General features: G+C 67.8%; 18 protein-coding genes and 1 pseudogene. 16 read left to right on the forward strand and 3 right to left on the reverse strand.

Features of this window, described 5'->3' with window-relative positions:
- The first annotated feature begins 190 nt into the window (after positions 1–190).
- Positions 191–1,405 (forward strand): hypothetical protein, encoded by a 1,215-nt coding sequence (locus BLU54_RS18215; RefSeq protein ID WP_139169749.1) that lies wholly within the window; start codon positions 191–193, stop codon positions 1,403–1,405.
- A gap of 4 nt (positions 1,406–1,409) precedes the next feature.
- On the opposite strand, the gene BLU54_RS18220 is transcribed toward BLU54_RS18215, so the two are convergent.
- Positions 1,410–2,576, reverse strand: a complete 1,167-nt coding sequence (locus BLU54_RS18220; RefSeq protein ID WP_091911602.1) for a glycosyltransferase — start codon at positions 2,574–2,576, stop codon at positions 1,410–1,412.
- Between the two features lie 671 nt (positions 2,577–3,247).
- Between BLU54_RS18220 and BLU54_RS18225 the strand changes: the two genes are divergently transcribed.
- Entirely contained in the window at positions 3,248–4,633 is a 1,386-nt protein-coding gene (locus BLU54_RS18225) for a sigma-54 dependent transcriptional regulator (RefSeq protein ID WP_091911604.1), read from the forward strand.
- Here the strand turns inward: BLU54_RS18225 and BLU54_RS18230 are convergent.
- On the reverse strand, positions 4,564–5,544 hold the full coding sequence (locus BLU54_RS18230) for a glycosyltransferase family 2 protein (protein ID WP_091911606.1): 981 nt from the start codon (positions 5,542–5,544) through the stop codon (positions 4,564–4,566). The genes BLU54_RS18225 and BLU54_RS18230 overlap by 70 nt on opposite strands.
- Before the next feature lie 232 nt (positions 5,545–5,776).
- On the opposite strand from BLU54_RS18230, the gene BLU54_RS18235 reads away from it, so the two are divergent.
- From BLU54_RS18235 to BLU54_RS18300, 14 genes are all read left to right on the forward strand, one after another.
- Positions 5,777–7,255, forward strand: a complete 1,479-nt coding sequence (locus BLU54_RS18235) for an oligosaccharide flippase family protein (RefSeq protein WP_091911609.1) — start codon at positions 5,777–5,779, stop codon at positions 7,253–7,255.
- Positions 7,256–7,297: 42 nt separating this feature from the next.
- Complete coding sequence (locus tag BLU54_RS18240) at positions 7,298–8,179, forward strand: glycosyltransferase family 2 protein (protein WP_091911611.1); 882 nt, start codon at positions 7,298–7,300, stop codon at positions 8,177–8,179.
- 171 nt (positions 8,180–8,350) lie between these two features.
- Positions 8,351–10,234 carry a serine aminopeptidase domain-containing protein gene (locus tag BLU54_RS18245; protein ID WP_091911613.1) on the forward strand — a complete coding sequence of 628 codons (1,884 nt, stop codon included), beginning with the start codon at positions 8,351–8,353 and terminating at the stop codon, positions 10,232–10,234.
- Positions 10,235–10,550: 316 nt separating this feature from the next.
- On the forward strand, positions 10,551–10,799 hold the full coding sequence (locus BLU54_RS18250; RefSeq protein WP_091911796.1) for an acyl carrier protein: 249 nt from the start codon (positions 10,551–10,553) through the stop codon (positions 10,797–10,799).
- The gene (locus BLU54_RS18255) at positions 10,796–12,064 is read left to right on the forward strand and encodes an acyl-CoA dehydrogenase family protein (protein ID WP_091911616.1); all 1,269 of its coding nucleotides are present in this window, start codon (positions 10,796–10,798) and stop codon (positions 12,062–12,064) included. Before BLU54_RS18250 ends, BLU54_RS18255 begins: the two co-directional genes overlap by 4 nt.
- 166 nt (positions 12,065–12,230) lie before the next feature.
- Positions 12,231–13,274, forward strand: coding sequence for a DUF1839 family protein (locus BLU54_RS18260; RefSeq protein WP_170845213.1), 1,044 nt, complete (start codon positions 12,231–12,233; stop codon positions 13,272–13,274).
- A gap of 458 nt (positions 13,275–13,732) precedes the next feature.
- A complete protein-coding gene (locus BLU54_RS18265; RefSeq protein ID WP_170845214.1) occupies positions 13,733–14,584 on the forward strand; it encodes a Crp/Fnr family transcriptional regulator in 852 nt (283 codons plus the stop codon).
- Positions 14,581–15,522, forward strand: a complete 942-nt coding sequence (locus BLU54_RS18270) for a glycosyltransferase family 2 protein (protein ID WP_091911621.1) — start codon at positions 14,581–14,583, stop codon at positions 15,520–15,522. The genes BLU54_RS18265 and BLU54_RS18270 overlap by 4 nt, the downstream gene beginning before the upstream one ends.
- 133 nt (positions 15,523–15,655) lie before the next feature.
- Entirely contained in the window at positions 15,656–16,825 is a 1,170-nt protein-coding gene (locus tag BLU54_RS18275) for a polysaccharide biosynthesis/export family protein (protein ID WP_091911623.1), read from the forward strand.
- Between the two features lie 85 nt (positions 16,826–16,910).
- The gene (locus BLU54_RS18280; protein WP_091911625.1) at positions 16,911–19,193 is read left to right on the forward strand and encodes a polysaccharide biosynthesis tyrosine autokinase; all 2,283 of its coding nucleotides are present in this window, start codon (positions 16,911–16,913) and stop codon (positions 19,191–19,193) included.
- Between the two features lie 134 nt (positions 19,194–19,327).
- Positions 19,328–20,791 carry a glucose-6-phosphate isomerase gene (locus BLU54_RS18285; protein ID WP_139169750.1) on the forward strand — a complete coding sequence of 488 codons (1,464 nt, stop codon included), beginning with the start codon at positions 19,328–19,330 and terminating at the stop codon, positions 20,789–20,791.
- Positions 20,792–21,127: 336 nt separating this feature from the next.
- Positions 21,128–22,246, forward strand: a complete 1,119-nt coding sequence (locus tag BLU54_RS18290; protein ID WP_091911798.1) for a glycosyltransferase family 4 protein — start codon at positions 21,128–21,130, stop codon at positions 22,244–22,246.
- A 3-nt stretch (positions 22,247–22,249) separates the two neighbouring features.
- On the forward strand, positions 22,250–23,698 hold the full coding sequence (locus tag BLU54_RS18295) for an exopolysaccharide biosynthesis polyprenyl glycosylphosphotransferase (protein WP_091911629.1): 1,449 nt from the start codon (positions 22,250–22,252) through the stop codon (positions 23,696–23,698).
- A gap of 199 nt (positions 23,699–23,897) precedes the next feature.
- A complete protein-coding gene (locus BLU54_RS18300; RefSeq protein WP_170845216.1) occupies positions 23,898–24,608 on the forward strand; it encodes a hypothetical protein in 711 nt (236 codons plus the stop codon).
- 397 nt (positions 24,609–25,005) lie between these two features.
- Here BLU54_RS18300 and BLU54_RS18305 read toward each other — a convergent pair.
- Positions 25,006–26,175 (reverse strand): annotated as a pseudogene (locus BLU54_RS18305) (glycosyltransferase family 4 protein); the annotation flags it as partial.
- Positions 26,176–26,291 lie beyond the last annotated feature (116 nt).

Here is a 26,291-nt window from a genome sequence, read left to right on the forward strand (position 1 = left end):
CCCCAGGGCCGCTCGTTCGGACCGGCGCGACGTGGCGGCGGCCCGGCAGGGCCGGAGCGGCGTGGCGGCGATGCGGCGGCGCAACGGGTGTGCGGCCGGGCTGCGCTCGGCCGCGCAAGCCGCAAGGCTGCTGGTAGGCTGTCGCATATCCGGTCGGTCGACCGGCCTGCCCACCACCGGAAGGATTCCCTTGAAGCCCTGTGCTCGTCCGCTCAATGCACCCGCAGCCGCACCTGCACCCGCACCCGCAGCCGCGCCCGACGGCACCGTGATCGCCTCGCCGGCGTCTCGGTCCGCCGGGGCAAAGACCGCGCGCACCGGCCCTGCTACCCCGCGCATGCTCGGCGCGACGATACGCGCCGCACGAGCGTCGACCGCGCCGCGCCGTGCCCTGCTGCGCAGGTGGCTGGGCGGCCTGGCCCTGTCGCTGGTCGCCGGCAGTGCCGCGGCGGCGCCGGATTATCGGGCGTTCGACGACGGCGCCTTTCTGTCGTTTCTCCCCGCCGCGCGTGCGCGAGGTGCGCACATCCCGAAGCTGCTGATCTCGTTCGGCGGCGAACCGCGGCCGATCGTGATGGATACCGGTTCGACGGGCATCGTGGTGTCGGCCGACCGCATTCCGAACGTCGACGCGTTGGCCGGCGAACCCGGCCGTCAGACCTACAGCAGCTCCGGTCGGGTGATGATCGGACGTTGGGTCGACACGCCGATGCGGATCGACGGCGCGAACGGCGAAAGCGTGCGGACCGGTCCGGTGCGCGTGCTGGCCGTCACCGAGATTGCCTGTCTGCAGCGGGCGCGCGACTGCCGTCCGCAACGGGCGCCGAGGGGCGTCGCGATGATGGGCGTCGGCTTTGGCCGCGAGGCCGACATGCAGCGGCAGGTGACGCCGCACAGCAATCCGTTGCTCAACGTCGTGCCGCGCGCGGGACACACGCTGCGGCGCGGCTACGTCGTCACGCGCTTTGGCGTGCATGTCGGTCTGACGCCCGCGAACACACCCGACTTCCGCTACGTGAAGCTAACGCCCTCGCCGAACATCGCCGGCGAATGGCTGGGCGCGCCGGTATGCATTTCGCTCGACAACCAGGCGCCCGCCTGCGGGCGCTCGCTGGTCGATACCGGTGTGACGGGCATGTTCCTGAACCTGCCGGGCCTCGATGCGCCGGGCGGGCTGCCGCGCGGCACCACGCTGCGGTTCGACTTTCCCGGCGGCGACGCCGCGCAGGCTGCGTCCTACACGATCGTTGCAGGCGAAGCTTCGCCACTGGCACCGGACAAGATCCACCTGGTCCATGCCCAGTCGACCCCGTTCGTGAATACCGGCGTGCACTTCCTGAACGGCTTCGACGTGCTCTTCGATGCCGACGAAGGCTACATCGGCTACCGCGAGGCACGCCGCTGAGCGTTCACCGACGCGCCGGCCGCACCGGATGACGGCTTGCCGGTACGTTTTCCAGCGATACCATGGGATCCGCACCGCCGGCGTTGCGCTGGCCTGCGCCGGCGCCGCGGTATTCATCGAGATAGACGTCAAGATAGGCGTGCGTCATGCGGTCCACGCTCAACCAGTCGAGATTCGCGCGCGCCGCCGCGGCAAGCGCGCGCCGCCGCTCGCCGTCCTCCAGCAAGGTGCCCAAGGCGTGCGCGAGCGACGCGACGTCGCCAGGCGGCACCAGCCAGCCGGCACGGCCATGCTCAAGTACCTCCGGCGTGCCGCCCACATCCGACGCCACGATCGCGCAGCCCGCCTCCCGGGCCTCGGCCAGCACCAGGCCAAACGGTTCCTGCAGTGACGCCAGCGCAAACGTGTCGGTTTGCGCGAGATAGTCGGCGGTGTTGGCGCGGAAGCCGAGAAAGTGCACGCGCCGGCCCAGACCCAGCGATTCCGCCAGCGCCTCTAGCGCGCGTCGCGCCGGGCCGTCGCCAATGACATACAGCTGAGCGTCCGGCAAGCGATCGGCGATGCGGGCGAACGCCCGGATCAACACATCGATACCCTTGCGCGGGTAGGCCCCGGCGATCGTCACGACGTTGGGCCGGAGCAAGGTTGCCGCTTCGAGCCCGGCAACCGCCGCGGCCCGCCGCCGTGTGGAACCTACCACGCCGTTGCATACCGTGCGCAGACGGCTCTTGCGAACCCCGCGCCGGCCCATGGCCTCGGTCACCGCGTGACTGACGCCGACCACGCGATCGGCGAATTTCATCAGGACAGCCGAGCGCTGAAATTCGTTATGTACCGTCGCGACCAGCAAAAAACGTTGCGATAAGCGCGCAAATCGGGCGCTCAATACGGCCGTCATCACATGGGCATGAACGACATCGGGACGCTCGCGCCGAATCAGCTGCAACACCTGCCAGAACATTCGCGGTACCGCATACCAGGGCAGCGGTCGTTGTTTCAGCGTAATGTGTACCACGCCATGTTTTTCGAAATGCGGTACATATTCGCCACCGCCGGTGGCCACCAATACACGATGCCCCTGCTTCGACTGCCCACAGGCAAGGTCGACCATCACATTGACGATGCCGTCGCCTGCCTGCAGGCAGTGATTCGAAAGATGGAGAATCTTCATTGACCGATCCGCGAGCGTTCCTGCGACGGCCGCGCCACGCGCGACGGCCGCACCGAGTCGTGATCGTGCCGACTCGACCGCCTCAGGTCTGCGGCGCAACGCACCGAAGCCCGCTGAAAGGCATGGCGGCCCGTATGCGACTTGCCGATTTTTGACCCGCCATCGCTGGCGACCTCTATCCAAACCGAATAAGTGCCGTTTTTTGTTGGCTGAATCCCGAAATCATGTGGTATGGCAGCCTGCCCAAATCCAGCGGCAGATTTTCCGCATTTCAAACGAATCGCGCGGCGTTTTGGAATTGCCGCCCGTTCGCGCTCGTTGCAAATAAATAGACGCGATTTGCGGGCTTTCGGCCGCCTGTAAAAAAACGTAAAAAAAATCTCTCAATTAATTGATCTAGGCTGCCGCTATGCAATTGGGGACGATGTAATTTATCCGATACCGGTATCGGCGGTGTGGGGAGGCATTTTTGCGGCACTTGTGTGCATCACCGCCTATTCGACGAAGGGCCGAGGCACGAATATGGCTGGCGCCGGGTCGCCATAAGCGACCCGGCGCGACCGGTCGCGACGCCTATAAATGGATGCAGTGCGCTGCGCGGCAGTTCCTTCCCGCAGCCTCGTCCACACCCACTGTGCTCGGGCGGAGCGTTTGCCCGAAGGAAGAAATGAATGGAAGCCGTCTCCACGATGTGTCTGTACCTCAGCCAAGCACCGGATGCCGCGCTGCTGTCGCTGCTTAAGGCCCGTTTCGGCAAGGTCGAGGCAGTCGCATCGGTCGCTGCAGCGGCGAAGGTGCTCAAGACGCAACGCCCCGCGGTCGCCCTGCTCGATCTCGGCAGCGAGGCGTTGGCATCGGAGCAGCGGACCCTGGAAGACTGTCTGTTGCATACGCATGTCGGGTGGGTCGCCCTACTCGACGACGAGCGTCTGCGCGAACCTGCGGTGCGGCGCCTGATCAATCAGTACTGTCTCGACTACCTGATCGCGCCGCGCTCGCACGAGCAGATTCTCGGCTCGCTGACGCAGGCGCAACGGATGGTCGAAATCGCGGCGGACCCGCCGCTGCCGGCCGACGACACGATGGTCGGCAACAGCGACGCGATGCAGCGGCTGTTCCGGACCATTTCGAAGGTCGCCAGCACCAGTGCGCCGGTGTTCATCTCGGGCGAATCGGGTACCGGCAAGGAGCTGACCGCGCTGGCCATCCACCGACGTTCGGCGCGGCGCGACGGCCCGTTCGTCGCGATCAACTGCGGCGCCATCCCGCAATCGCTGATGCAGTCCGAGCTGTTCGGGTATGAGCGCGGGGCGTTCACCGGCGCCAATCAGCGCCGCATCGGCAAGGTGGCGGCCGCACACAAAGGCACGCTGTTCCTCGACGAGATCGGCGACCTGCCGATGGACAGCCAGGCCAGCCTGCTGCGCTTTCTGCAGGAAGGTCAGATCGATCCGCTCGGTTCGGCCGAGCCGGTATCGGTCGACGTGCGCGTGATCTCGGCGACCCACGTCGACACCGACCGCGCGATCGCGGCCAACCGCTTTCGCTCCGACCTATACCACCGCCTGTGCGTGTTGCGCATCGACGAACCGCCACTGCGCGCGCGCGGCGCCGACATCGAACTGCTCGCCAATCACATGCTCGAGCGCTTCCGCAGCGAAAGCTCGCGCAGGCTGCGGGGCTTCTCGTCGGGTGCCATCGAGGCGCTGTACAACTACGACTGGCCCGGCAACGTGCGCGAGTTGATCAACCGCGTGCGCCGTGCGGTGGTGATGGCCGAAGGCCGCGTGATCACCGCCGAGGACCTGGAGTTGACCGGCTGGACCACGGAAAAGCCGCTGACGCTGGCCGAGGCGCGGGAGCAGGCCGAGCAACTGGCCGTGCAGCGCGCGCTGCGCCGCCACCGCAACCGGCTGAACGAAGCCGCGCAGGAGCTGGGCGTCTCGCGCGTCACGTTGTACCGGCTGATGGGTGCGCAGCGGGCGCGTCAGTTGCCGGAAGGCGAGGAAGCGTTCGTCGAGCCGCCGCCCATTGCCGCGAACATCAGCAACAGGTGATAGGCGCCGCGCGCGCTGCAACGCCGACGCCAGCCGTAATGCCTTGAGCGCAGCACCCGCCACGCGTCGGCGACGCGTCCGCTGCGCGCCAGCGCCGACGTGGCCAGCGGCGCCAACTCGATCAGCGCCTGCTCACGCGCCCCCGTCGCGGCGGGCGGCAAGGCAGCGTCGCGCAGCAGTTCGTAGTTGTGCAGCGCCGGCACCGCGCGGCGCGAGATCGCGTCGCCGCTCAAGCGATAGCGCGCCACTTCCTGATCGACGTATGCGACTGCGCGCGCGCGCAGACAAAGGCGCAGACCGAAATCGAAGTCGCAGGCGTCGCCCACCTCCGCCCCGTCCCGATAAGCCACTTCCCGCGCGGTGCGCGTGTCGACCATGAAGCCGTCGTTCGGGAACATGCGCAGCACGCCGGCAACGCTCGGTTCGGCGAGCAGACCCGCACGATCGGCAGTGCGCCGGTAGCGACGGTTCAATGCGGCCGACTCGGCAGGCAACACCACGCCCAGCTCATCCATCAGCCACTGCTTGCCGAACGCCGCCGTCAGCCCGGGCGTGGCATCCCAGCAGGCCGCCAGCGTCTCCACCGCGTGGGGTTCGAGCACGTCGTCGTCGTGCAGCAGGACCAGGCGGTCACCCCTTGCACGCGCGAACAGGCTGTTCACATTCCCGGCCTGTCCGAGCGCCGGGCGATGCCGCGCGTAACGCACGACGCCGCCATGCCGCCGGATGTGACGCGCCACCACCGCCTCGCTGGCGTCGTCCGGCGAATCGTCGCCGATCACGATCTCGATGTCGCGGTATGACTGCGCCGCGCATGAGGCGAGCGCCTCCGCCAGCTTGCCGGGTCGCTTGAAGGTGGGCACGCAAAGCGAAACCAGCCGCTTCGGGGCCGGGGCGGATTGGGGGGTCATCGCGAAGTCCTCGCAGGCGGGCGGCGTTCGGTGGGATGCCGGATCAGGTGGCATCCAGCGTAACGCCGCGCGGCGCGCCGATACGTGCGCTCCCGAACCTACCCGTTGCGAACCGTCGCCTAAGCTTCGAGTCGTTTCGGAATCCGTGCCGTGGCCTTGTGCGAGCGGCCCCGCCTGCGATCGGCCTGCGATGCCAGTCGTGCCACCGTTGTCGAGAGGGCCCCCCGCTTCGATGGACAGAGTCGTCGTCAAACATATCTGGGTCAATCTGGCCGGACTGGTTTTGCCAACCTTCGTATCGCTGGCAACCGTGCCCGCCTACATCCGCCTGCTGGGCGCCGAACGCTATGGCGTGATCAGCCTGGTCTGGGCGCTGATCGGCTATTTCAGCGTGCTCGATTTCGGCATGAGCCTCGCGACCGAGAATCAGATCGCCAAGGCCCGAGGCGATGCGCAGGCCGTCACCGAGATCTTCTGGAGCGCGGTCTGGTTGAACCTTGCGACCGGCATCGCCGGGGGCGCGGTGCTGTACGGCGTGGCCTACGGCTATACCACCCAGGTCCTGCACCTGTCGGCGCAATACGAGCGCGAGGTGCTCGGCGCACTCGGCTGGCTGGCGTTGGCAATTCCGATCGCCAACCTGGCCTGGGTCTTCGCCGGCGCGATCACCGCCGCGGAACGGTTCACCGCGTTCAACGTAAACCAGACGCTCGGAACCTTCCTCTTCCAATTGCTGCCGCTCGGCTGCGCATATCTGATCTCGCCGACGTTGCCCGTGGTCCTCGCCGCGGCGGTCGTCGCGCGCCTCCTGGGCGCGCTGGGCCTGGCATGGGTGACGCTGCGCGCGCTCGGCATCACCGCCGTCGCGCCACCCCGCCGCGCAGTGGCGGGCCGCCTGTTCGGCTTCGGCCGCTGGGCCGCGCTGCTCTCGGGCACCGGCATGATCGTCGACACGCTCGACCGGGTGCTGGTCGGCTCGCTGCTCGGCGCCCGCTTCGTCACCTTCTACACAGTGCCGCAAAATCTGGTCGCCCGGCTCAACCTGCTCCCCGATGCAATGTTGCGCACGCTGTTCCCGCGTCTGTCCGCGCTGCCTCGCACCGACGCGACGACGATGGCGCGCAATGCGCTTGCGTTTCTGAACGGCGCGTTCACGCCCTGCGTGATCTGCGCGCTGTTTCTGCTGGCGCCGTTCCTGACACTCTGGCTCGGTCACGCACTCGCCGCGGAATCGGTGCGCGTCGGCCAGATCCTCCTGGTCGCCGTCTGGCTCAGCGGCCAACAAAGTCTGCTGCGCATCCTGATGCTGGCGCAGAGCAGCGAAGCACGCGCGGCCCTGCTCGGCGTGCTGGTCGCGCCTTGCTACGCGTTGGCGCTCTACTTCGGCATCGCGCATTACGGCATTCTTGGCGCCAGCACCGTGGTGCTCGGGCGCGCGCTCGTCGAGTACCTGCTGCTGCTGCATTTCTCGCGGATCTCGATCAGCGCGGTGATCGGCGCGATGAGTGTGCATGGGGCGCTGATCCTCGCCGCGCTTTACGAGGCAATGCAGCTGCATCCACCCTCCCGCAGCGCGCTGGCCGCCCTGGCCTTCGTCTGCGGCAGCATCGCATGGTCGCTCTGGACCTCGCCGCGCCTGCGCCAGATCGCGCGCCACCCGGTGCTGGCGGCGTTTCCGACCATGCGTCGCGAGCCGCCGCCGGCGGAGTGATCGCCCGCCTGCCTCCGCCTGTCCAACGAGCCGTGCCGAACCATGCCGAATGCCAATCCCCACCTTAACGTGTGTGCCTGTATCACCACGATGAACCGCCCCGACGCCCTGGCAGCCTGCCTCGCGGCGCTGACGCGCTGCGAGCCAGCGCCGGTCGAGATCGTGGTCAGCGACGATTCGAACGATCCGGCCGCGGCGGCGCGCAATCGCGACATCGTCGCGCGCCATCCCGCCGTGCGCTATGTGGTCGGACCGCGCCGCGGCGTCTGCGCGAACCGCAATCACGCGTTCGAGGCGGCATGCAGCCGCGCGCCCTATGTGTCCTTCATCGACGACGACCTGCTGCTGCCGCCGGACTTCTTTGCAACCATCCACGGCTTCTACGCCGCGCTGGATGCGGTGGCACGACAGCGGACGATCTGCACGGGCAGCCGCAACGATATGAGCGACGGACCGGTGCGGCTCAATTTCCGCGGCTACTTCGCGGCCAGCGACGTACCAGGGTCCGCCACGGTCGCCGCGGCCGCTTTCCCGAGCGTGCTGCTGACCCTAGAAAAGTGGGACGAAAACATCTTCTTCGGCAGCGAGGATGCGGAACTGTGCCTGCGTGCGATGGCGCGCGGCTTCTCGATCCGCTATCTGCCAACGCTGCGCTCGACGCACCTGGCCACCGATGCAGGCGTGCTGACGCGCGAGCGCGTCGGCAGCCTGAGCCGCTACGAACTCTGCTGCGAAGCGGCCAGGCTCTACATCGGCGTCAAGCGTTATCGCACGATCGCACCGGACAGGGCCCGTTTGACGGCATTCCTGGCGATCTACTTCGCGCACATGACGTTGTTCCTGGCTCGCCGGCGCGCGTTGACCAGTTTCGGCCAGCTCGTCCGGCTGTCGCGCATGGGCGTGGCGCTGCGCGGACACGCCTGAGCGGCAAGCGGCAAGGGTCGCACAACGGTGGAGCGTGCACGGAACACACGCGCTGGTCACGCGGACCCACTTGTCGTTGTGTACGGACGCGCACGATCAGCACGATCTTACAAGCGTAAGGTTTGGGCTGACCATCATCAGAACTGTGTAGAGACACAGACAGGGGAAATCATGGAAGCCGTGAGCTTTGGCAGTTGTTCAGGCTGGCTGCACGACGCACCCGCGTCCACCGGCGTCGTGCTGTGCGGCGCCTACGGACACGAGGCGCTGTGGACACACCGGCCGTGGCGCAGACTGGCCGAACACCTCGCGGCGTGCGGACTGCCAACGCTACGTTTCGATTACCCTGGCACCGGTGACGCGCTCGGCGACGAGGCGGACGGTGATCGCGTCGAAGCCTGGCTCGACGGCATCGCCGAGGCGGTGCAGTGGCTGCGCGACAGGACCGGCGTCGAACGCGTCGTCCTGTGCGGCGTACGGCTCGGCGCACTGCTGGCCGCGGTTGCCATCAACCGGATCGGCAATCTCGATGCGCTGGTGCTGCTCGCGCCGCCGCTCAGCGGTCGGGAGTTCATCCGCGAGACGCGACTCGTCCATCGACGCTGGCGGAACACCTCGGTGCCGCATCTGCAGTTGCCCGACGATCCCGACGACCACTGCGAGACCCTGGGCTTCCGGCTCTATCGGGACAGTCTGGCCCACCTGCAACGCATCAACCTCGGTCAGGCGCCGGTGCCCACGGTGCCACACATGCTGGTGCTGGATCCCGCGCCACGGCCCGCCTTGCAGGCATGGCTCGCGCGTGTGCAAGGCGGCGGCGCCGAGATCACCGTCGCGGCATTCGACGACTATGTCGGCATGACGAGCGAAACCGGCACCAATCGCATTCCACAGCAGACCTTCGAGGCGATCTCGACATGGCTGTGCGCACGCTTCGACGCCCGCACACCGCGCGATGCGCGTCCGCCGCGCACGGCCGAGGCCATACTGCACGGCGATGGCTTCATCGAGCGGCCGATCGTTTTCGACGACGGACGGCTGTTCGGCATCTACTGCCAACCCGCGCACGCCGACCGGACCCCGGTCGGCCCGACCGCGCAGGCGGTGCTGTTTCCGAACACCGCCGGCAACCACCACATCGGCGACGCACGCATGTGGGTGGTCGCCGCGCGCCGCCTCGCCCGCCAGGGCATCGCCAGCCTGCGCATGGACGTGAGCACGCTCGGCGACAGCCGGGACGCGCGTGAGACGTCGCCGCTGAAATCGCTGCACGACGCCGTCGCATGCGACGACGCCGCGAAGGGCATCGATTGGCTGTTCGCGCAGGGGCATCACCGTCCGGTGGCCGCCGGCGTCTGTTCGGGCGCCTACCTGGCCATGCACGGTGCCGCGCGCAGCAAGCATGCCGCGGGGCTGGTGCTGATCAACCAGCACATCTACGTCTGGTCCGACGCGCGCCATCTGCCCGGCGCCGCGCCGCGGCTCGAACCAACGCGCGTCTATCTCGAATCGCTGCGTCGCCCGGACAAGTGGCTGAACATGCTGCGCGCGCCGACACGTGCCTTGTCGGTGTCGACCCGCCTGCTGCAGCGTTGCGCGACGAACTGGCGCCTGCGCTGCGGACTGCATCTCGGCGAAGCCGAACGCCGCGCGGGTGGGCCCGGCGCCGCGCGCGAGCTGATCCGCGATCTGCATGCGCGCGGCGTCAGCATGTGCATGCTGTACGGCGATTTCGACGCGGGGCTGGAGGAATGCGAAACGCTGTTCGGCAAGCGCTTCCGCTGGCTCACGCGTTTCCCCACCATCCAGGCGATGACCCACCGCGATCTCGACCACGCGCTGTTCCTCTATCCGGCCCGCGAGCGGATGATGCAGGTACTGGAGTCGTATCTCGTTGCCGCCAGCACATCGGATCGAGACCGCCGGCAGCCGGTCGACAACGACGGGACGACCGATACGCTGGCAGCCTACGGCAGTCAGGCGGCGGCCGCCGCCCGCGCTGCGCTGCGCGGCGGCGCTGGCGCCGCTTCGGCCGCCGGCACGCTGCGCGTTTGAAGCCGCGCTGCGGCATGCCTGCGTCCGACGCGTCTCGGGCCCGCGTCCCACTTGCCTCGGACAGACGGCGGCCATGGGGTGACCATATAGCGGCCATGCGGCGGCCATGCGGCGGCCATGCGGCGGAGGTGCGCCCGGACATATTATTGGAGGTACGGCGGGCGGTAGGATGGGCGCGTGACGGGACGTGCGGCGGCGAACCGACACATCGACGCACGTGTTGTCTGATAGCGGGTGAAGACGAAGCGGACGCAATGCGCCGCTTCGCTCGGCTCCTAATCATCCTTGCGATCAGGCAAACATGGAACTCAATGAAATCCGGGCAACGGTACGCCGCGTGGTGTCGGACGCCGCCCTGCTCGAAGTGCCGCTCGACGCGCTCGACGATAACGCCGACCTCTACAGTGCGGGACTGGCCTCGATGACCAGTGTACGCGTGATGGTCGCGCTGGAGGACGAATTCGGCATCGAAATCCCGGATCGGCTGCTGACTCGCAAACTGTTTCGCAATATTGCGTCGCTGACCGACGCCGTCGTCGTCTGCCTTGCGGAGGCCCGCCAATGACGAACGCCAGTCTGGCCGATTCGTTCGCCACCGCCGAGGCGATGCTCGCACATGCGGCCGACACCGACATCCGCACCGCCGCCCGCCGTGCCGCCGCCGTCGCGGCCGAATATGCAGACATCGTCGACGCGGAAGGCCGCTTCCCGACCGAGGCGGTCGCCGCATTGCGCGAACAGCGCCTGCTCGGCGCGGCGATACCGCCAAAACACGGCGGCATGGGGGCGACGCTGGCCGATATCACCGCAACGTGCCGCTTGCTTGGCGAAGCGTGCGCTTCGACCGCTATGATCTATGCAATGCATCAGTCGCAGCTGTGGTGCCTGCTCGAGCATGCGCCGCACGACCTGTGGCACGCGGCGCTGCTGCAGCGCCTGGCCACCGCTCAGGGACTGGTCGCCTCCGCCACCTCCGAGGAAACCATCGGCGGCAATCTGCGCCACAGCAAGTGCGCGATCGTCTCGGACGGACAAGGCGGCTTCACGCTCACGAAACGGGTGCCGACGCTGTCCTACGGCGCGCACGCCGACGCCATCCTGATCAGCGGCCGACGCGCGCCGGATGCGCTGCCAGGCGACCAGGTGCTGGTCACCGTGCTGCGCGAGGACTGCCGATTGGAAGCCATCGGCAGTTGGAACACACTCGGCATGCGCGGTACCTGCAGCAGCGGCTTTGCGGTGCAGGCGAGCGGCGGAATCGTGCAGATTCTTCCCACCGAATTCGCCGACATCGCGCACGAGACCATGCTGCCCGTCTCGCATCTGCTGTGGAGCGCGGTGTGGCTCGGCATCGCCACCGACGCGGTGCACCGCGGACAGCGCTACCTGCGTGCCGACGCGCGCCAGCGTAACGGTGCGACGCCATTCGGCGCCGCGCGTCTGGCGGACGCGATCGGTCTGCTGCGCATGCTGGACTCTCGCATTGAGACCTTGCTCGACGGACGCACCCACGGCACCTCAACCGACACTCCAACCGACACCTCAAGCAGCGCGTCCGTCATCGGCCGCGCCGCCCGCGGCCGCCGCGGCAGCGCGAGCGGCTACGAAGGCACGCTGGCGATGAACGACCTGAAGGTGCGGGCCTCGCTCATGGCCCTCGACGTGGTCGGCCATGTGCTGCGGCTGTGCGGCATGGCCGCCTATCGCAACGACACGCCATACAGCGTCGGCCGGCACCTGCGCGACCTGCACGCGGCACCGTTGATGATCAACAACGATCGCATCTCCGCCTCGATGGCGACGCTCGCGCTCGCGCACCGCGCCGTCTGACACGTGGCCATGCACGCGAACGGCCGCAAGCCGTTCATGCCCGCGTCATGCCCCCGCTCGCAGTCACACACAGGCTGCGCTTGCCCCATGCGCCGCCGCGGCCGCCTGCACGGCGACGCCGCGCGGCTCGGCGGCACCGCCAGTCGACCACCAATGGATGAACCCTATGGAACACCCTTCCGACGACGCTTCACGAGGCGCCGTCGGCACGTCGAGCGCCATTGGCCCGGCCGAGCCGGCCGAACCCGCCGCGCCGCCGCCCGCCCACCGCCCGCACCGGTTGCACATCGATAACCGCATCTGGACCGGCAGTCAGCGCCGCGCGGCACTTTGGATCGAAATTCTGCACGGCTGGGGGTTAGAGCCGCTTGCGATGCTGGGCTGCGCGGTGGCTCAGGATTTCGCGGGCGACCAGTTCGGCCTGTTGAATCCGCCCCGCGAAGACCTGGAGACGCTGTTCGGCGTGACCACGTTCACGCTTGGGCTCTACGGCGATGTTCGCGAGCTGGTCGAACGGCAGACCGTCCAGGGCAATGTCGTGCTGCTGGCCCTCGACGGCTACTACCTGAGCGATGCGCCCGCGCTGTACCGCGTTGCGCACGGCAGCGTCACCGTGGGCATAGACAGCCTTGATCGAAGCCGCGGGATCGCCTCCTATTACCGCCGGGGCGTGCGCTATGAGCTACGCGGCAGCGATTACGAAGGCGCCTTCGGCGCGGCGGAGCAGGAAGGCTTCGATGAAGCGCTGCTGCGGGAAGCCGAGTGCGTGAGCCGGGTCGCCCCCCCTACCGCCGCGCAAGCGCTGCCGGGACAGGCCGCCGCGCTGCTCAGCCGTCATCTGGCGCGGCGGCCTGTGCGGTCCCCCATCGAAGCGTTTGGCGCCGTCTTTGACGCCGCGCTCGACCGTCGACTGATCGAGGACATCGGATACCGTCATGCGTTCGTCTATGCAACGCTGCATCAACTCGGCGGCAACTTCGAACTGCTCGGCGCGCTGCTCGAATGGATGGCTCGGCACCAATTGAAGCCGCCGCGCGAAGCGCTGCTTGCATGTCGCACCCTGGCTTCGGAAGCGCTCGTTTTCGAGATGCGGCTGCTGCGCGCCAACAGCCGCGGCCGCGCCGACCGGTGCCTGGACGTACTCGGCAAGCTGCAACGCGCCTACGCGCGCCTGATCGAGGCCCTACTCGCGCGTTTCGGCACAGCCTGATGAACGTTTGTTGTTCACGTGTGAAACGTTTTGTTGACAGGGTTTTCCCTTGCTTGCTGTGCGAAAGCGCCGCAACGGACGAAAAACCGATGGCACGCACGTTCCGAGAAAGCCCCAATCGCGTGGGAGCGACCCTGCCGCGCGCGCCACAACACATGCTGCGCCTGACTGCAGGGCGCTTGGCGGGGCAACATCGCAGCGCAACAAAAACGAAACGTTTTTTTGTATCGGCGGCGAACTGCGCCGAGAGCGCCGCCGGCCGCGTCCCGAAACCCCTTATCGCGCCTGGGGAAACCGGTCAGTGGCATGGAAGCCGCTATATGGCGAGCCCGCAAGCGTCGCAATGACGCCCATCCCTTCTCCATCCCGAACAAAAAGGAACGATCGTCATGCCAATTGACTCCGCGACAGTGCCAGGCCTCCAGCACACAAGCCATGTCCAGCGCGATCGCCGATACATGCCTATCGACGATCTCGACCGACACCTGTTGCTGCGGGCCTGCCCGGAGTCCGGCATGGCGGCGTTGGCCGCGCGCATGGAGCGCGTGCAACTGAGCGCGGGTCAGTTGCTCTACGACAGCGGCGAGCGCATCACGCACGTCTACTTCCCGATCACGGCAGTCGTGTCGTTCATGGTGCTGATGGAGAACGGCGCGACGATGGAAATCGCCTCCACCGGCTCGGAAGGCGTGGTGGGACTTCCCGCGACGATGGGCTGCGATACGATGCCAAGCCGCGCGGAAGTCCGCTGCGGCGGCCTCGCGCTGCGGATCAGAACCTTCGACCTGAAACGCGAACTCGAACAGATTCCGCTGCTGAAGAAGGCGTTCCTGCTCTACGCTCAGATGCTGCTGACGCAGATTTCGCAGCTGAGCGCCTGCAACCGGCATCATTCGGTCAGCCAGCAGCTATGCCGCTGGTTGTTGCTCGCGCTGGGACGGAGCGGTTCGAGCCATATCGCAATCACCCAACAGGCGGTCGCGAACATGTTGGGCGTGCGGCGCGAAGGCGTCACCGAGGCCAGTGGCAAGCTGCAGCAGGCGGGCATCATCAACCACGTGCGCGGCCGCGTCACCGTGCTGGACCGCGCAAGGCTGGCCGCCGCCGCATGTGAATGCCACGGCATCATGCAGCACAGTCTCGACGAACTGCGCACGCGCCTGGCTGAACTCGGCGAGGACGAACCCGCGGGCTTCGCCTCGTCGGCGCTGTTGCGCGGCGGGGGAAGCTACACGGCATCGGGCGGATTGCATCCGACGACCCGCCTCGGGGCGAATGGTCTCGGCCCTCACCTGCGGGGCGAGTCATGAAGGTATCCGTCATCGTTCCGACTCACCGCCGCGTGACCGACCTGCTCCGCTGCCTCGACGCGCTCGCGGCACAACGACGTATCGCCGATGAAACGATCGTGGTGACCCGCATCGACGATCGACTCACCCACGAACGTCTCGCGCAGTGGCAGCACCAGCACGCGCTGCCCGGCCTGCGCATCGTCACCATCGCGGAGCCGGGTGTCGTGGCCGCCTACAACCTCGGTCTCGACACGGCGAGCGGCGACATCGTATGTTTCACCGACGACGATGCAGCGCCCCATCGAACATGGCTGGAGCGCATCGCCTTTGCGTTCGCCGTCGACTCGCGCATCGGCGGGCTCGGCGGACGGGACATAATCTACCGTGACGGCCAGCCGGTCACGGGAGCGCACCGGCGCGTCGGCATGATCAGCTGGTACGGTCGGATGTCCGGCAACCACCACCTCGGCGTCGGTCGCGCGCGTCGCGTGGCAGTCCTAAAGGGCGTGAACATGTGTTGGCGCCGCGCCGCGATCGCGGGACTGCGCTTCGACGCAAGACTGCGTGGCTCGGGCGCTCAGGTGCACTGCGAGCTTGCCTTCAGCCTGGCGGTCGCCCGCCGTGGCTGGTGGCTCGTCTACGACCCGGAGCTTGTCGTCGATCACTATCACGCGCCACGTCTGGACGAGGATCAACGTCACCGCTTCAACGCGTTGGCGTTCTTCAATGCCTGCCACAACATGCGATTGATCATGTACGAGGCGATGCCCGCCTGGCGACGCGCCTGCTATCTCGTTTATGCGCTTGGCGTCGGCGGCCGCGACGATCCGGGGTTGGTTCGCGCACTGAAGCTTGCCGTCGATGGCGACGGTTGGACGAGAGCGATGCACAAGCTCGCCCTGGCCGGTCGCGCGGCAATCGCCGCGCGACGCACGGCGCGTGCCGCCATGCATTGAACGTCGCAGCTTCAGGCGGCCCCCGACCGAGGCCGCGCGTCGCAACATCGGTGATCTCCACGCGCCTTGAGCCGGTGCGGCGGCATCGCATTGCCCCGCGTCGCACATACATTCGAGCCTACATCCGAGCCACATGAACCTCATCACGCGCTGCAAGCCGATCTCGATCGCGCTCGCGTTGTCCATTCTCGCCGGCTGCGCAAGCGCGCCTGGCCCCTACCTCAACAAGGATCGTCTCGCCGACGACATGGATCGCCAGGCCAGCGACCGGGTCTATCCGGTGCATCTGATCACGCCGGACGTGGTACGCACGCAGAACGCCGCCCTGGCCGCTGATGCCGCTCGCATCGACGGCCTGCCCGGGACCGGCGCGCCGTCCATCGCCGCGGCGGACTATCGTGTGCAGCCGCCCGATGTGCTGAGCGTCACCGTGTACGGTCATCCGGAACTGGCGGCGCCCACCGTGCCGACGTTGCCCGCCGTCGACGGCAGCACACCGCCGGCCGTGCTCGCGGCGGAGGCCGGCCCTGTCTCGCAAGGACTGCGCGTCGGCTCGGACGGATGCATCTTCTTTCCGACCCTGGGCCGCGTCCCGGTGGCCGGCAAGACGGTCGAGCAGATCGCCGCGCAACTGACGCAGGCGCTGGCCAGGAATCGCAGGCAGCCGCAGGTCGACGTGACGGTGGTCCGCTATCTGAGCCAACAGGTGCAGATCGCCGGCGAACTCAAGGCGCCCGGCACATTTGCAATCACCGACGCGCCGTTGACGCTGGTCAATGCGATCGCTCGCGCCGGCGGCGCGCTGCCCAACGCCGACCTGCATCGCGTGCGGCTGACCCGTGACGGGCGCACCACCGTGCTCGACGCGGATGCGGTCTACGACCGGGGCGATGTTGCACAGAACATCGTGCTGCGCGGCGGCGACATCCTCAACGTGCCGGACCGTGGCGATAGCCGCGTGTTCGTGATCGGCGAGGCGATGAAACCGTCGGCGCTGCCGATGAGCAAGTGGCGCATGACGCTCGCGGATGCGTTGACCAGCGTCGGCAGCATCGATGCCAAGTACGCCGATCCGCGGCAGATCTACGTAGTGCGCGGCACCGCCGCAACGCCGACCGAGCCGTCGGTGTACCGGCTCGACATGACGCAGGTCGATTCGATTCTGCTCGCGACGCAGTTTCCGCTGCAGGCGCTCGACGTGGTCTACATCGGGACCGCGTCGTCGGCGCGCTTCAACCGGGTTCTCGAACAGGTCCTGCCGACCCTGCAGGCATTGTTCTACACGGTGCAGCTGACCCGATGAGCCGCCGCAGCCAGAACCCGCGCGGGCATGCCGCGCCTCGCCAACCATTCGCATCCGCCCATACCCTTCTTGCCGGACGACCCACGTGAACACCACCTCCTATGCCGCCGGCCTGGTGCCGGCGCGTGCCGACGAAGACGCCCCGATCCTCGGTGAGCTGCTGAAGACCGCGCGCGATCACCTCGTATGGATCGCATGCGTGACCGGCGCGTGCGTCGCCCTTGCCACCGCGTACGCGTTCATCGCACGGCCCAGCTACGAGTCGAACGCCCTGCTTCGCGTCCAGCAGGCCAGTCCGGCACCGGGCGCGCTGCCGGACGTGGCCGAGACACTGCTGGGACGCACATCGCTGTCGGAAGCGGAAATGCAGTTGATGCGCAGCCGCTCCGTCCTGGCCCCCGTCGTTGCGCAGTATGGGCTCGATCGCCATGCCGATCCGAAGCGACTGCCGCTGCTCGGCGCGCTCGCCGCCGCGCTGGCGACACCCGGCAAGCTCGCGCCGGCCTGGCTGGGTCTGGACGGTTACGGGTGGGGCGGCGAGCAGATCAACGTCGCCCAACTCGACGTGCCAGTTGCGCTGGAAGACCGCAAGTTCACACTGATCGCGGACTCGAATCGGCGTTTCCGGGTGGAGCTGCCCGACGGCTCGCCGTTGCTGAGCGGCGCGGTCGGACAGACCGTGTCCGCAGGCGGCGTCACGCTGCGCATCGATCAGCTGGTGGCCCGCCCAGGCACGCGCTTCACGCTGTCCCGCACCAATCCCTTGCTTGCCGTCTCGGAGCTGGCCAATGCGCTGCAGATCACGGAGCTCGGTAAAGACACCGGCGTGGTGCGGATCGGCTATCAGGATGTGGATCCGGTGTTCGCCGCCCAGCTGACCAATTCGGTTGCGGCTTCGGCGATCGAGCAGAACGTCGCGCGTCACCGCAACCAGGCCAACGCGATGCTCGATTTCCTGACGCGCGAACTGCCCCGGCTGCGCACCCGCGTGCAGGAGGCCGATCGCGCGCTGAGCGATTTCCGCAGTGCGTCCGGTACGATCGAATCGACGCAGGAGGCGCAGATCTATCTGCAGGGCAGCATCGAACTGCAGAAACAGATGTCCAATCTGGCGCTGCAGCGCACCCAGCTGCTGCAGCGTTTCGAACCCACCAGCCCCGAGGTGCATGCGGTCGACGCCCAGCTGGGCCAGTTGGCCGCGTCCAAGCGCAGCTTCGACGCCCGCTTCGATCGCCTGCCGGCAGCCGAGCGGCGCTCGGCCGATCTGGTGCGCGACGCCAAGGTGGCGCAGGAGATCTATCTGGCGCTGGTCAACCGCATGCAGGCCCTGTCGGTGGAGCGCGGCGGTACGGTCGGCGACATCAGCATGATCGATCCGGCCTGGCGCGCGTCGGTACCGGTCAAGCCGAAGCGGGCATTGATCATCGCGGCCTCGCTGCTGTTCGGCCTGGTGATCAGCGCGCTGTCGCTGCTGGCGCGGCGCAAGCTGTTGGCGCGCGTCGAGGACGCAAAGCAGTTGGAGCGTCGTCTCGACCTGCCGATGTTCGGTAATCTCTGCTTCAGCGAAGCGCAGTCGTTGACGCACCGGCCAGCGCGCCTCGACGGTTCGGCGCCGCGCGGCACGCGGCACGCGCTGCTGCGCCTCGGAGCGCCCCGCCCCGCCGCCGGCTCGCTGTTGGCCACCCGCTACCCGAACGACCGCGCCATCGAAACGATGCGCAATCTGCGCGCCGAACTGCAGTTCACGCTGCGTGCCAGTGGCGGCAACGTCGTGATGCTGACCAGCCCCGGGCCGGGCACCGGCAAGAGCTTCGTCGCCTCCAATCTTGCCGCGCTGCTGGCGGAAGCGGGTCAGCGCGTACTGTTGATCGACGCCGATCTGCGGCGCGGACACCTTGCACGAACGCTCGGCGTGACCGCGTCGACCGCGCCCGACGACGAGCCAGAAGGTCTGCGCGAAGTGCTGGCCGGCACGCTTGCGCCCGCCGAAGCGGCCCGGGCGACCGGCGTGCCGGGGCTGTTCCTGCTGCCGGCGGGCAAGCTGCCGGACGATGCTTCGGCATTGCTGGCCGGGCCGCGCCTAGAACAACTGCTTGGCCGCTGCAGCGAACGCTTCGACACGGTGATCGTCGACGCGCCGCCGGCACTCGCGATCAGCGACGCAGCCCTGATCAGCCGCTGCGCGGTGCTGACCGTGCTGGTGTTGCGCGCCGGCGCGCACCGCGAGGGCGACATCGCCGATACCCTGGACAAGATCGAACGCGCGGGTGGACGCATCCTGGGTGGCGTCTTCAATGCGGTGCCGGAACGCCGGCGTGATCGGGAAGCCTACGCGCACGCCAGCCGTCCCGCGCAGGCCGCCGCATGAGCGCGCGCGACGCTGCCGCGCGCTTGCGGCGGGGCCTGCCGGCCGTGCTCCGCCCGCCGCGCCGAGCTGGTGCGCGGCGCTCGGAACACGCGTCGCGCGTGCGTCCGGCACCACGCCTGCGGCAGCCCTGCGCGATGCCGGTGCGCGCCCCGCTCGGCACCGACGCCCTGCTGCGCGATGCGCTGCGGGAAGCACGCCGCGATGCCGCGCCGCGCGCCGCTTCGACGTCGCGCCATGGCGGCTTGCTGCTGCCGCTGCTGTTCTTCGCGGTGACGGCACTGCTGATCGTCGCAGGTCAGGGACGCGCATTGGAAGTCGGCTACCCATTGCTGGCGGTGGTCGTCGGCATTGCGCTGTACCGGCGTCATCCCGTGCATTACGTCGGCTTCGTCTGCTGGCTGTTGTTCCTGTCGCCCGAGGTGCGGCGCTTCGCCGACTACTACAACGGTGCGTTCAATCCGACCAGTCCGATCCAGGTCGCGCCGCTTGCGGTGGCGCTGCTGTCCGCATGGTCGCTGCTGCGCCATCATCGCGTGCTCGGCAGCCGCGCCGGCCTGCCATTTCTGCTGGTGCTGGTCGGTGTGTTCTACGCTTATCCGATCGGCGCGATTCGCAATTCCCCATTGGCGGCCACCTACTCGCTGGCGCTCTGGGCGTTTCCCGCGTTGATCGGCTTCCACGTGCTGACGACTTGGCACAACTGTGCGGACTACGAGCGCGTTCTTGCCCGCTCCTTCGGCTGGGGACTGCTCGTCATGGGCGGCTACGGCATGATCCAGTTCGCGCTGCTGCCGCCGTGGGATGCGTTCTGGTTGCGTGGCACCAAGCTGGTCACCGAAGGACTGCCGCTGCCGTTCCAGATCCGTGTCAGCAGCACGATGAATTCGTCCGCGCCGCTCGCCGAGACGCTGATGGCGGGCCTGCTCCTCCTCGTCGCGCGGCCTGGACGCACCGGCTGGCTGGCGGGCGTGCTGGCATTCCTGTCGCTCCTGCTGAGTGCCGTTCGCGCCGCCTGGGGCGGCTGGCTGGTGGGCATGCTGTTTCTCACCATCAGCCTGAGCGCCCGGATGCGTTGGCGCGTGCTGGCCGCGGCGCTCGTCTTGAGCGCGGTGGCCATCCCCCTGGCGTCCACGGACGAAGCCTCGGCCATCATCGCATCACGCTTCCAGACGATCGGCGAGTTGGGCAGCGACACGAGCTTCAACGAGCGCGCGAACTTCTACGGCGCCTTTCTCGCCACCGCGTTTTCCGAGATCGGCGGCGCGGGCCTGGGCGTGGCCGGCGACACCACGCGGCTGAACGACCAAACCGGCGCCGCGCAGATGGCAAGCTTCGACAGCGGCCTGATGGAAATACCCTACACCCTGGGCTGGTCGGGTGCGCTGCTGTACTTCGTCGGCAGCGGCACGCTGCTGCTGCGCGCGATCGCGGCGGCGCGCCGCCGCAAGCATGACCGCTTCGCCGGGGCATGGGCCGCGGTCGCCGTGTCGCTGGCGAGCATCCTTGTCTTCACCAACACGCTCGTCGCCGGCGTCGGCATGCTGTTCTTCCTGGGTACGGTCATGCCGTTGATCGCGGCGCGCACCGCGCCGCGCTGATGCCGTGATTCGTCCGGCGATCTCGTCCCCGTCATCTCGTCCTGTCATCTCGTCCTGTCATCTTGTCCTTGTTTCAGGCTCGTTCGTTCGCCTCTCTCGTTACTTGACATGCTCGCACCGTCCGGCTCGCTACCCATCGACATGCCATCGTCGCCCGACCAAAGCGGACGACGCCTCAGGGCGCCTGACCGACCCTCGCCGCGCGCGTCCGGAGGACGGCATGCCGCGGGCTCGTGTGCCGCTGCGCGCGCGGACTACCACGATGGCGACGAAAGCCCTGGCAGACCGTCTCCAGACGTGTCGGCGTTGCCGATCATCGACTCGGTACAGATCGGCATGCATTGGTTTGCGGAACAACCGGGCGGACTGGAACGCATGTACCTGGCCCTCAGCGACGGGTTGCCGGGCGCCGGCGTGCGCGTGCGCGGCTTGCTCGCTGGCGGCGAGCGCGCCGCGTTGGACACGCATGGCGCCATCCGCGCGTTCGCGCGTGCCGATGCACCGCTCCTCACGCGCCTGTGGGGGGCGCGACAAGCGCTCAAGGCGATGATCGCCGCGCGCCGCCCGGACATCGTCGCGTCTCACTTTCCGTTGTACGGGCTGCCCACGCGTGGCGTCGCCACCGACTCCGCGCGCGTCACGCACTTCCATGGCCCATGGGCCGATGAGGCGCGTGCCGAAGGAGGACAGTGCACTGTCAACCGGCTCAAGCATGCCCTCGAAACCTTCGCCTACGGTCGGCAGCAACGGTATATCGTGCTGTCCCGCGCGTTCGCCGACGTGCTGGCCCGGCGCTACCGCGTCCCGCCGGAGCGAATCCGCGTGGTGCCTGGCTGCGTCGATGTCTCGACGTTCGCGGTACCGGCAAGCCGCGCACAGGCACGCGCCCGTCTCGCCCTGCCGACCGATCGGCCGATCCTTGTCACCGTGCGCCGCCTGACGCGGCGCATGGGCCTCGAAAACCTGATCGACGCGATGCCGGCGCTGCTGAGCGCCGTGCCGGATGCCCTGCTCGTGGTGGTTGGCCGCGGACCGCTTGCCGAGGCGCTGGCGGCGCGCATCGCCGAACGTGGGCTGGAACGTCACGTTCACTTGTTGGGTCGGGTCGGAGACGGCATGCTGCCGCTCGTCTATCGCGCCGCTGACCTCAGCATCGTGCCATCGCTGTCACTCGAGGGATTCGGACTGACCACCGTCGAGTCGCTCGCGGCAGGCACCCCCGTCATGGTGACGCCGGTTGGCGGCCTTCCCGAAGCGGTCTGCGGTCTGGACCGAAACCTGGTGCTGGCGGGGACCAGCCCCGCAGCACTCGCCGACGGCCTGCGCGGCGCATTGCGTGGTGGCACCGCGCTGCCGAGCGAGGCGCGATGTCGTCGTTACGCACGCGAGAATTTCGACATGCCACTGATGGCGCGACGCGTCGCCGCCGTGTACCGCGAAGCCCTGCGGGGATAGATCATGCACACGCTCGTTCGCCGACTGCTTGCCATTGCCGCCACCGCACTCGCCGGCATGCTTGCGCAGATGCTTGCGCTGTACGCCGGCGGCGGTGCGCCGCATCCGATCAATTCCAGCCAGGCGGCGGTGCTCGTCGCGGTCTGCATGCTGCTGGCACTGCCCCGCCACACCCCGGCGTCACATACAACCCGATCGCGCCGCTGCCCGCTGGTACTGTGGCTCTGCTGCGCCGTCACCCTGCCCGCGTTGCTGTCACCGGGCGCGGTGCCGTTCGCATGGCTGCTCACCTGGGCGGCGCTGTGCGCGGTGTTCGCGTTGGCAGGCCAACGCCTGTCGGCGCTCGCGCGCATCAATGCGCCGCCGCGCGCCCGCACGCGCGCCGCGACGCGGGTGCCTGCATTCGACGCCACACACGCGGACGCCTTGCGCCGTCGCGTCGCCCACCGCGCTCGGAAGCGTCGCAACGTCGCGTTGATCGGGCGGCCCGATGCCTGCCTTGAAGTGATCGCCCGCATGCGCCGTCGACCCGGCCGGCGCGAGCACCTGCTGTGCTGGCTCGACCTGAACGAACGCGGCGACGCCGGCAACGCCGCCGCGGGGCGCCTGCCACTGCCACCGTGCGCGGATCTGGAACGCCTCGTGGACATGGCCGAACACCGCCTGATCGACACGATATGGGTCGCGGTTCCGATCACCGACACCAGCACCCTGCAGCAGATCGCCGAACGTTTCCGACACGAGCTGATCGACATTCGCCTCCTGCCGCCACTGCACGACACCGCGCTCGCCGATCCGCGCTTCGGCGCCGCCTGGGCAATGCCTGCGATCGATCTGTTCGATATCGTCGCACCGAAGCACGGCCTGCTGCTCAAACGCAGCTTCGACTTCATCTTCGCCCTTGCCGCGCTGGCCGCGCTCTGGCCCTTGTTTGTCGTGCTCGCCGTTCTGATCAAGCTGAGTTCGCCCGGCCCGGTTTTCTTCCGGCAATGGCGCCGAGGGCGTGATGGTCGGCCGTTCCGGATCTACAAGTTCCGCTCGATGCGGCTGCATGCGAGCGCGCCGGGGGAACTGCGACAGGCGCAGCACCGCGACCCCCGCGTGACGCGGATCGGTGCATTGATGCGCCGCTCGAGCCTCGATGAGCTGCCCCAGTTCATCAACGTGCTGCGCGGTGAGATGTCCGTGGTGGGGCCGCGCCCGCATGCGTTGGAACACGACGCGCAGTACAAACGGCAGGTCGACCGCTACATGGATCGCTATCGACTCGCGCCCGGCATCACCGGCTGGGCGCAGATCAACGGCTGGCGAGGCGAAACCGATCGTCTCGAAAAGATGCAGGCGCGCGTCGAGCACGACCTCTTCTACCTGGAGCATCGCAGCTTCGCGCTGGATGTGCGCATCGTGCTCGCCACCGCGCTGCGCGGCCTGCACAGCCCGCACGCCTACTGACGGCGGCAGCGTCGCCGAGCCTGTGTTGCAATGCGGCGTGGCAGTGTTGGGCAGCCCACCGACCGGCACCGCCGCAGCGCGCAGCCTAGGCATCATTTCAACGGGGGCGCAGTCAGTGATGCAATTCATGGAATCGCATAATCACCGCAAGCAACGGCGCCCCGCGCCGCCTGCAAGCGGGCGCGGTCACGACACCGCAGTGGATGTCGTGACCGCCGAGCAGGTCATCCCGCGCGCGACGCTCGACAAAGTCAACGCGTTGATCGACGCAAATCGCGCTCACTCGCCGGTGGGCTTGCCGACCGGCCTGGTGGTGGCCGCCGCTGTCGCCGACGCCAGCGCGGCATGCCTTCGGGAAGTCGAGGCGTTCAGGCAGTTGGAAGCACAGCTGCGCCGCAAGGCACGCCTGTTCGTGGCCCGCTACGCGGGCAAGCGCCTCGACGAGCGGCCGTTGCACATCGTGCGTTGCGTCGATCGCACGACCGGCCGGGAAAGTCATTGCCGGCACTTCGACTCGCACGCACTGACCGTGCTGATTCCGTTGCAGATTGCCGAGGATGGCAGCCGCAACGGCGATCTGCTGATATATCGGCGACGCCGTACACCGCCTTCGACGCTGGTCAACCTGCTCGACAAGGCCCGCCATGGCGCGCAGCGCAATCTACCGTTGCGACTGCGCCGGACCCTGACCGATTTCGATCTGCGTCACGGCCGCTGCGACCGTGTGCGCTGCGTACCCGGCAACGTGTATGCGTTCAACGGTTTCGTGACCCAGCATGCGAACCTGGACATCCTGGGCGGGGAGCGCCGTTCGCTGCTCATCCATTGGTACGATCCCGGCGCATCGGCCGGCGTGAGCACCGCCTTGCGGCGTATCCGGCGCATCTGCGATCGCCTGCGCGGCGCCTGAACCGGTGTGCGGCGGCGCGCGCGCCGTCGCCGTGACGCCGCGTGCGCGCGGCCACCGCTCTGCGGCTCGCCTGCCGGCGCTTCTCTGGTGCGTTCGCTCGACTGACGTTCGCGCGACTGCCGCTCATGCGCCGGCGCCGTGCCGAGCTCGCGCTCGGCGCCACGCGTTCCCGGTTCACCGCGTACCGTTTCGGAGCCGGCGCGATGGCCGGACCGAGCTGCCTGGCCCCGGCGCCCGGCCAGGGCCGACTTCCGCGAGCCTCTGCGATCGAACTCGCGTGGGACCGCTGCGACGTCGCTCAGGAGACCAGCGCGGTTTCCGGCGCTTCACGTGGCAGCTCATGCACGACGTCGGACGAAGCGCTTCTGCCGTCGACACGCGAATCGATGACGCCGCAACGCGAGTCCGCCTTCGCTGCGATCGCACGTGTCACGGCGGTCATGAACGACTGACGGAACTGCGCCTTGGAAAACCGCTCCGCGTTCGCGCGGCAATTGCCAGCCGTGAAACGGGTGGCCTGACGCTCGAAGCGTGCGAGCGCGCCTTGCAACGACGCCTCGGTCTGTTCGCCGAAGAAGACGCCGGTCGGGCATTCCTGATCTTCGCCGCGCACCGTCTCCAACGCGCCGCCCTTGCCGTAGGCGATGACCGGCGTGCCGCACGCCTGCGCCTCGACCACGGAGATGCCGAAGTCCTCCTCGGCGGCGAACACGAAGGCGCGCGCACGTTGCAGGTGGTCGCGCAGGACCTCGAAAGGCTGATGGCCCAACAGCACGATATTCGGCCCTGCCATCGCCTTCAGACGCGCCATCTCCGGCCCGTCGCCGATCACCACCAGCGACCGCCAGGGGGTCGCGTTGAAAGCCTGCACGATCAGGTCCATCCGCTTGTACGACACCATCCGCGACACCGTCACGTAGAAATCGTCCTTGTTCTCCATCACGCTGAAGCCATCGAGATCGACGGGCGGATAGACGACGGTCGACTCGCGGTGATACACCTTCGCGATGCGCCTGCCGATGAACGCGGAGTTCGACAGAAACTGGTCCACGCCGTCCGCCGTGCGCGTATCCCACATCCGGATGTAATGGAGGATCGAACGCGCCAGAATCGACTTGACCCCCGATTCCAGTTTGGACTCCTTCAGATACTGATTCTGCATATCCCATGCATAGCGTATCGGCGAATGCACATAGCTGACGTGCAGCTGGTCCGGTCCGGTGAGCACGCCTTTCGCGACCGCGTACGAACTCGATATCACCAGATCGTAGGCGGACAGGTCGAGCTGCTCGATGGCCATCGGAAACAGCATCAGGTAGCCGCGATAGCGCGACTTGGCCATCGGCAGGCGCTGGATGAACGAGGTCTTCGCATGCTTGCCCTTGATGAAGTCCCGGTCCGGGAGGAAGTCGATGAGGCTGAACAGGTCGGCCTCCGGGAAGCACTCGACCATCTGTTCGAGCACGCGCTCCGCCCCGCCATAGGTGACCAGCCAGTCGTGAACGATCGCAACCTTCATCTTTCCCTCCGCAAACGGAATGGCGTACCGCAACGATACGCACGTCAATGCGACAAGCTTAGGAGGCGAACGCCTTTTTCAGCGTGCGCGAACGCACCTACGCCTTACGTTCGTAAAACTAGTATGACCCCGATGCTTGCGGCACGCGCTTGGACGTGTCCGCG

It is taken from the genome of Chitinasiproducens palmae (assembly GCF_900095735.1).
GTDB classification, from domain to species: Bacteria; Pseudomonadota; Gammaproteobacteria; order Burkholderiales; family Burkholderiaceae; genus Chitinasiproducens; species Chitinasiproducens palmae.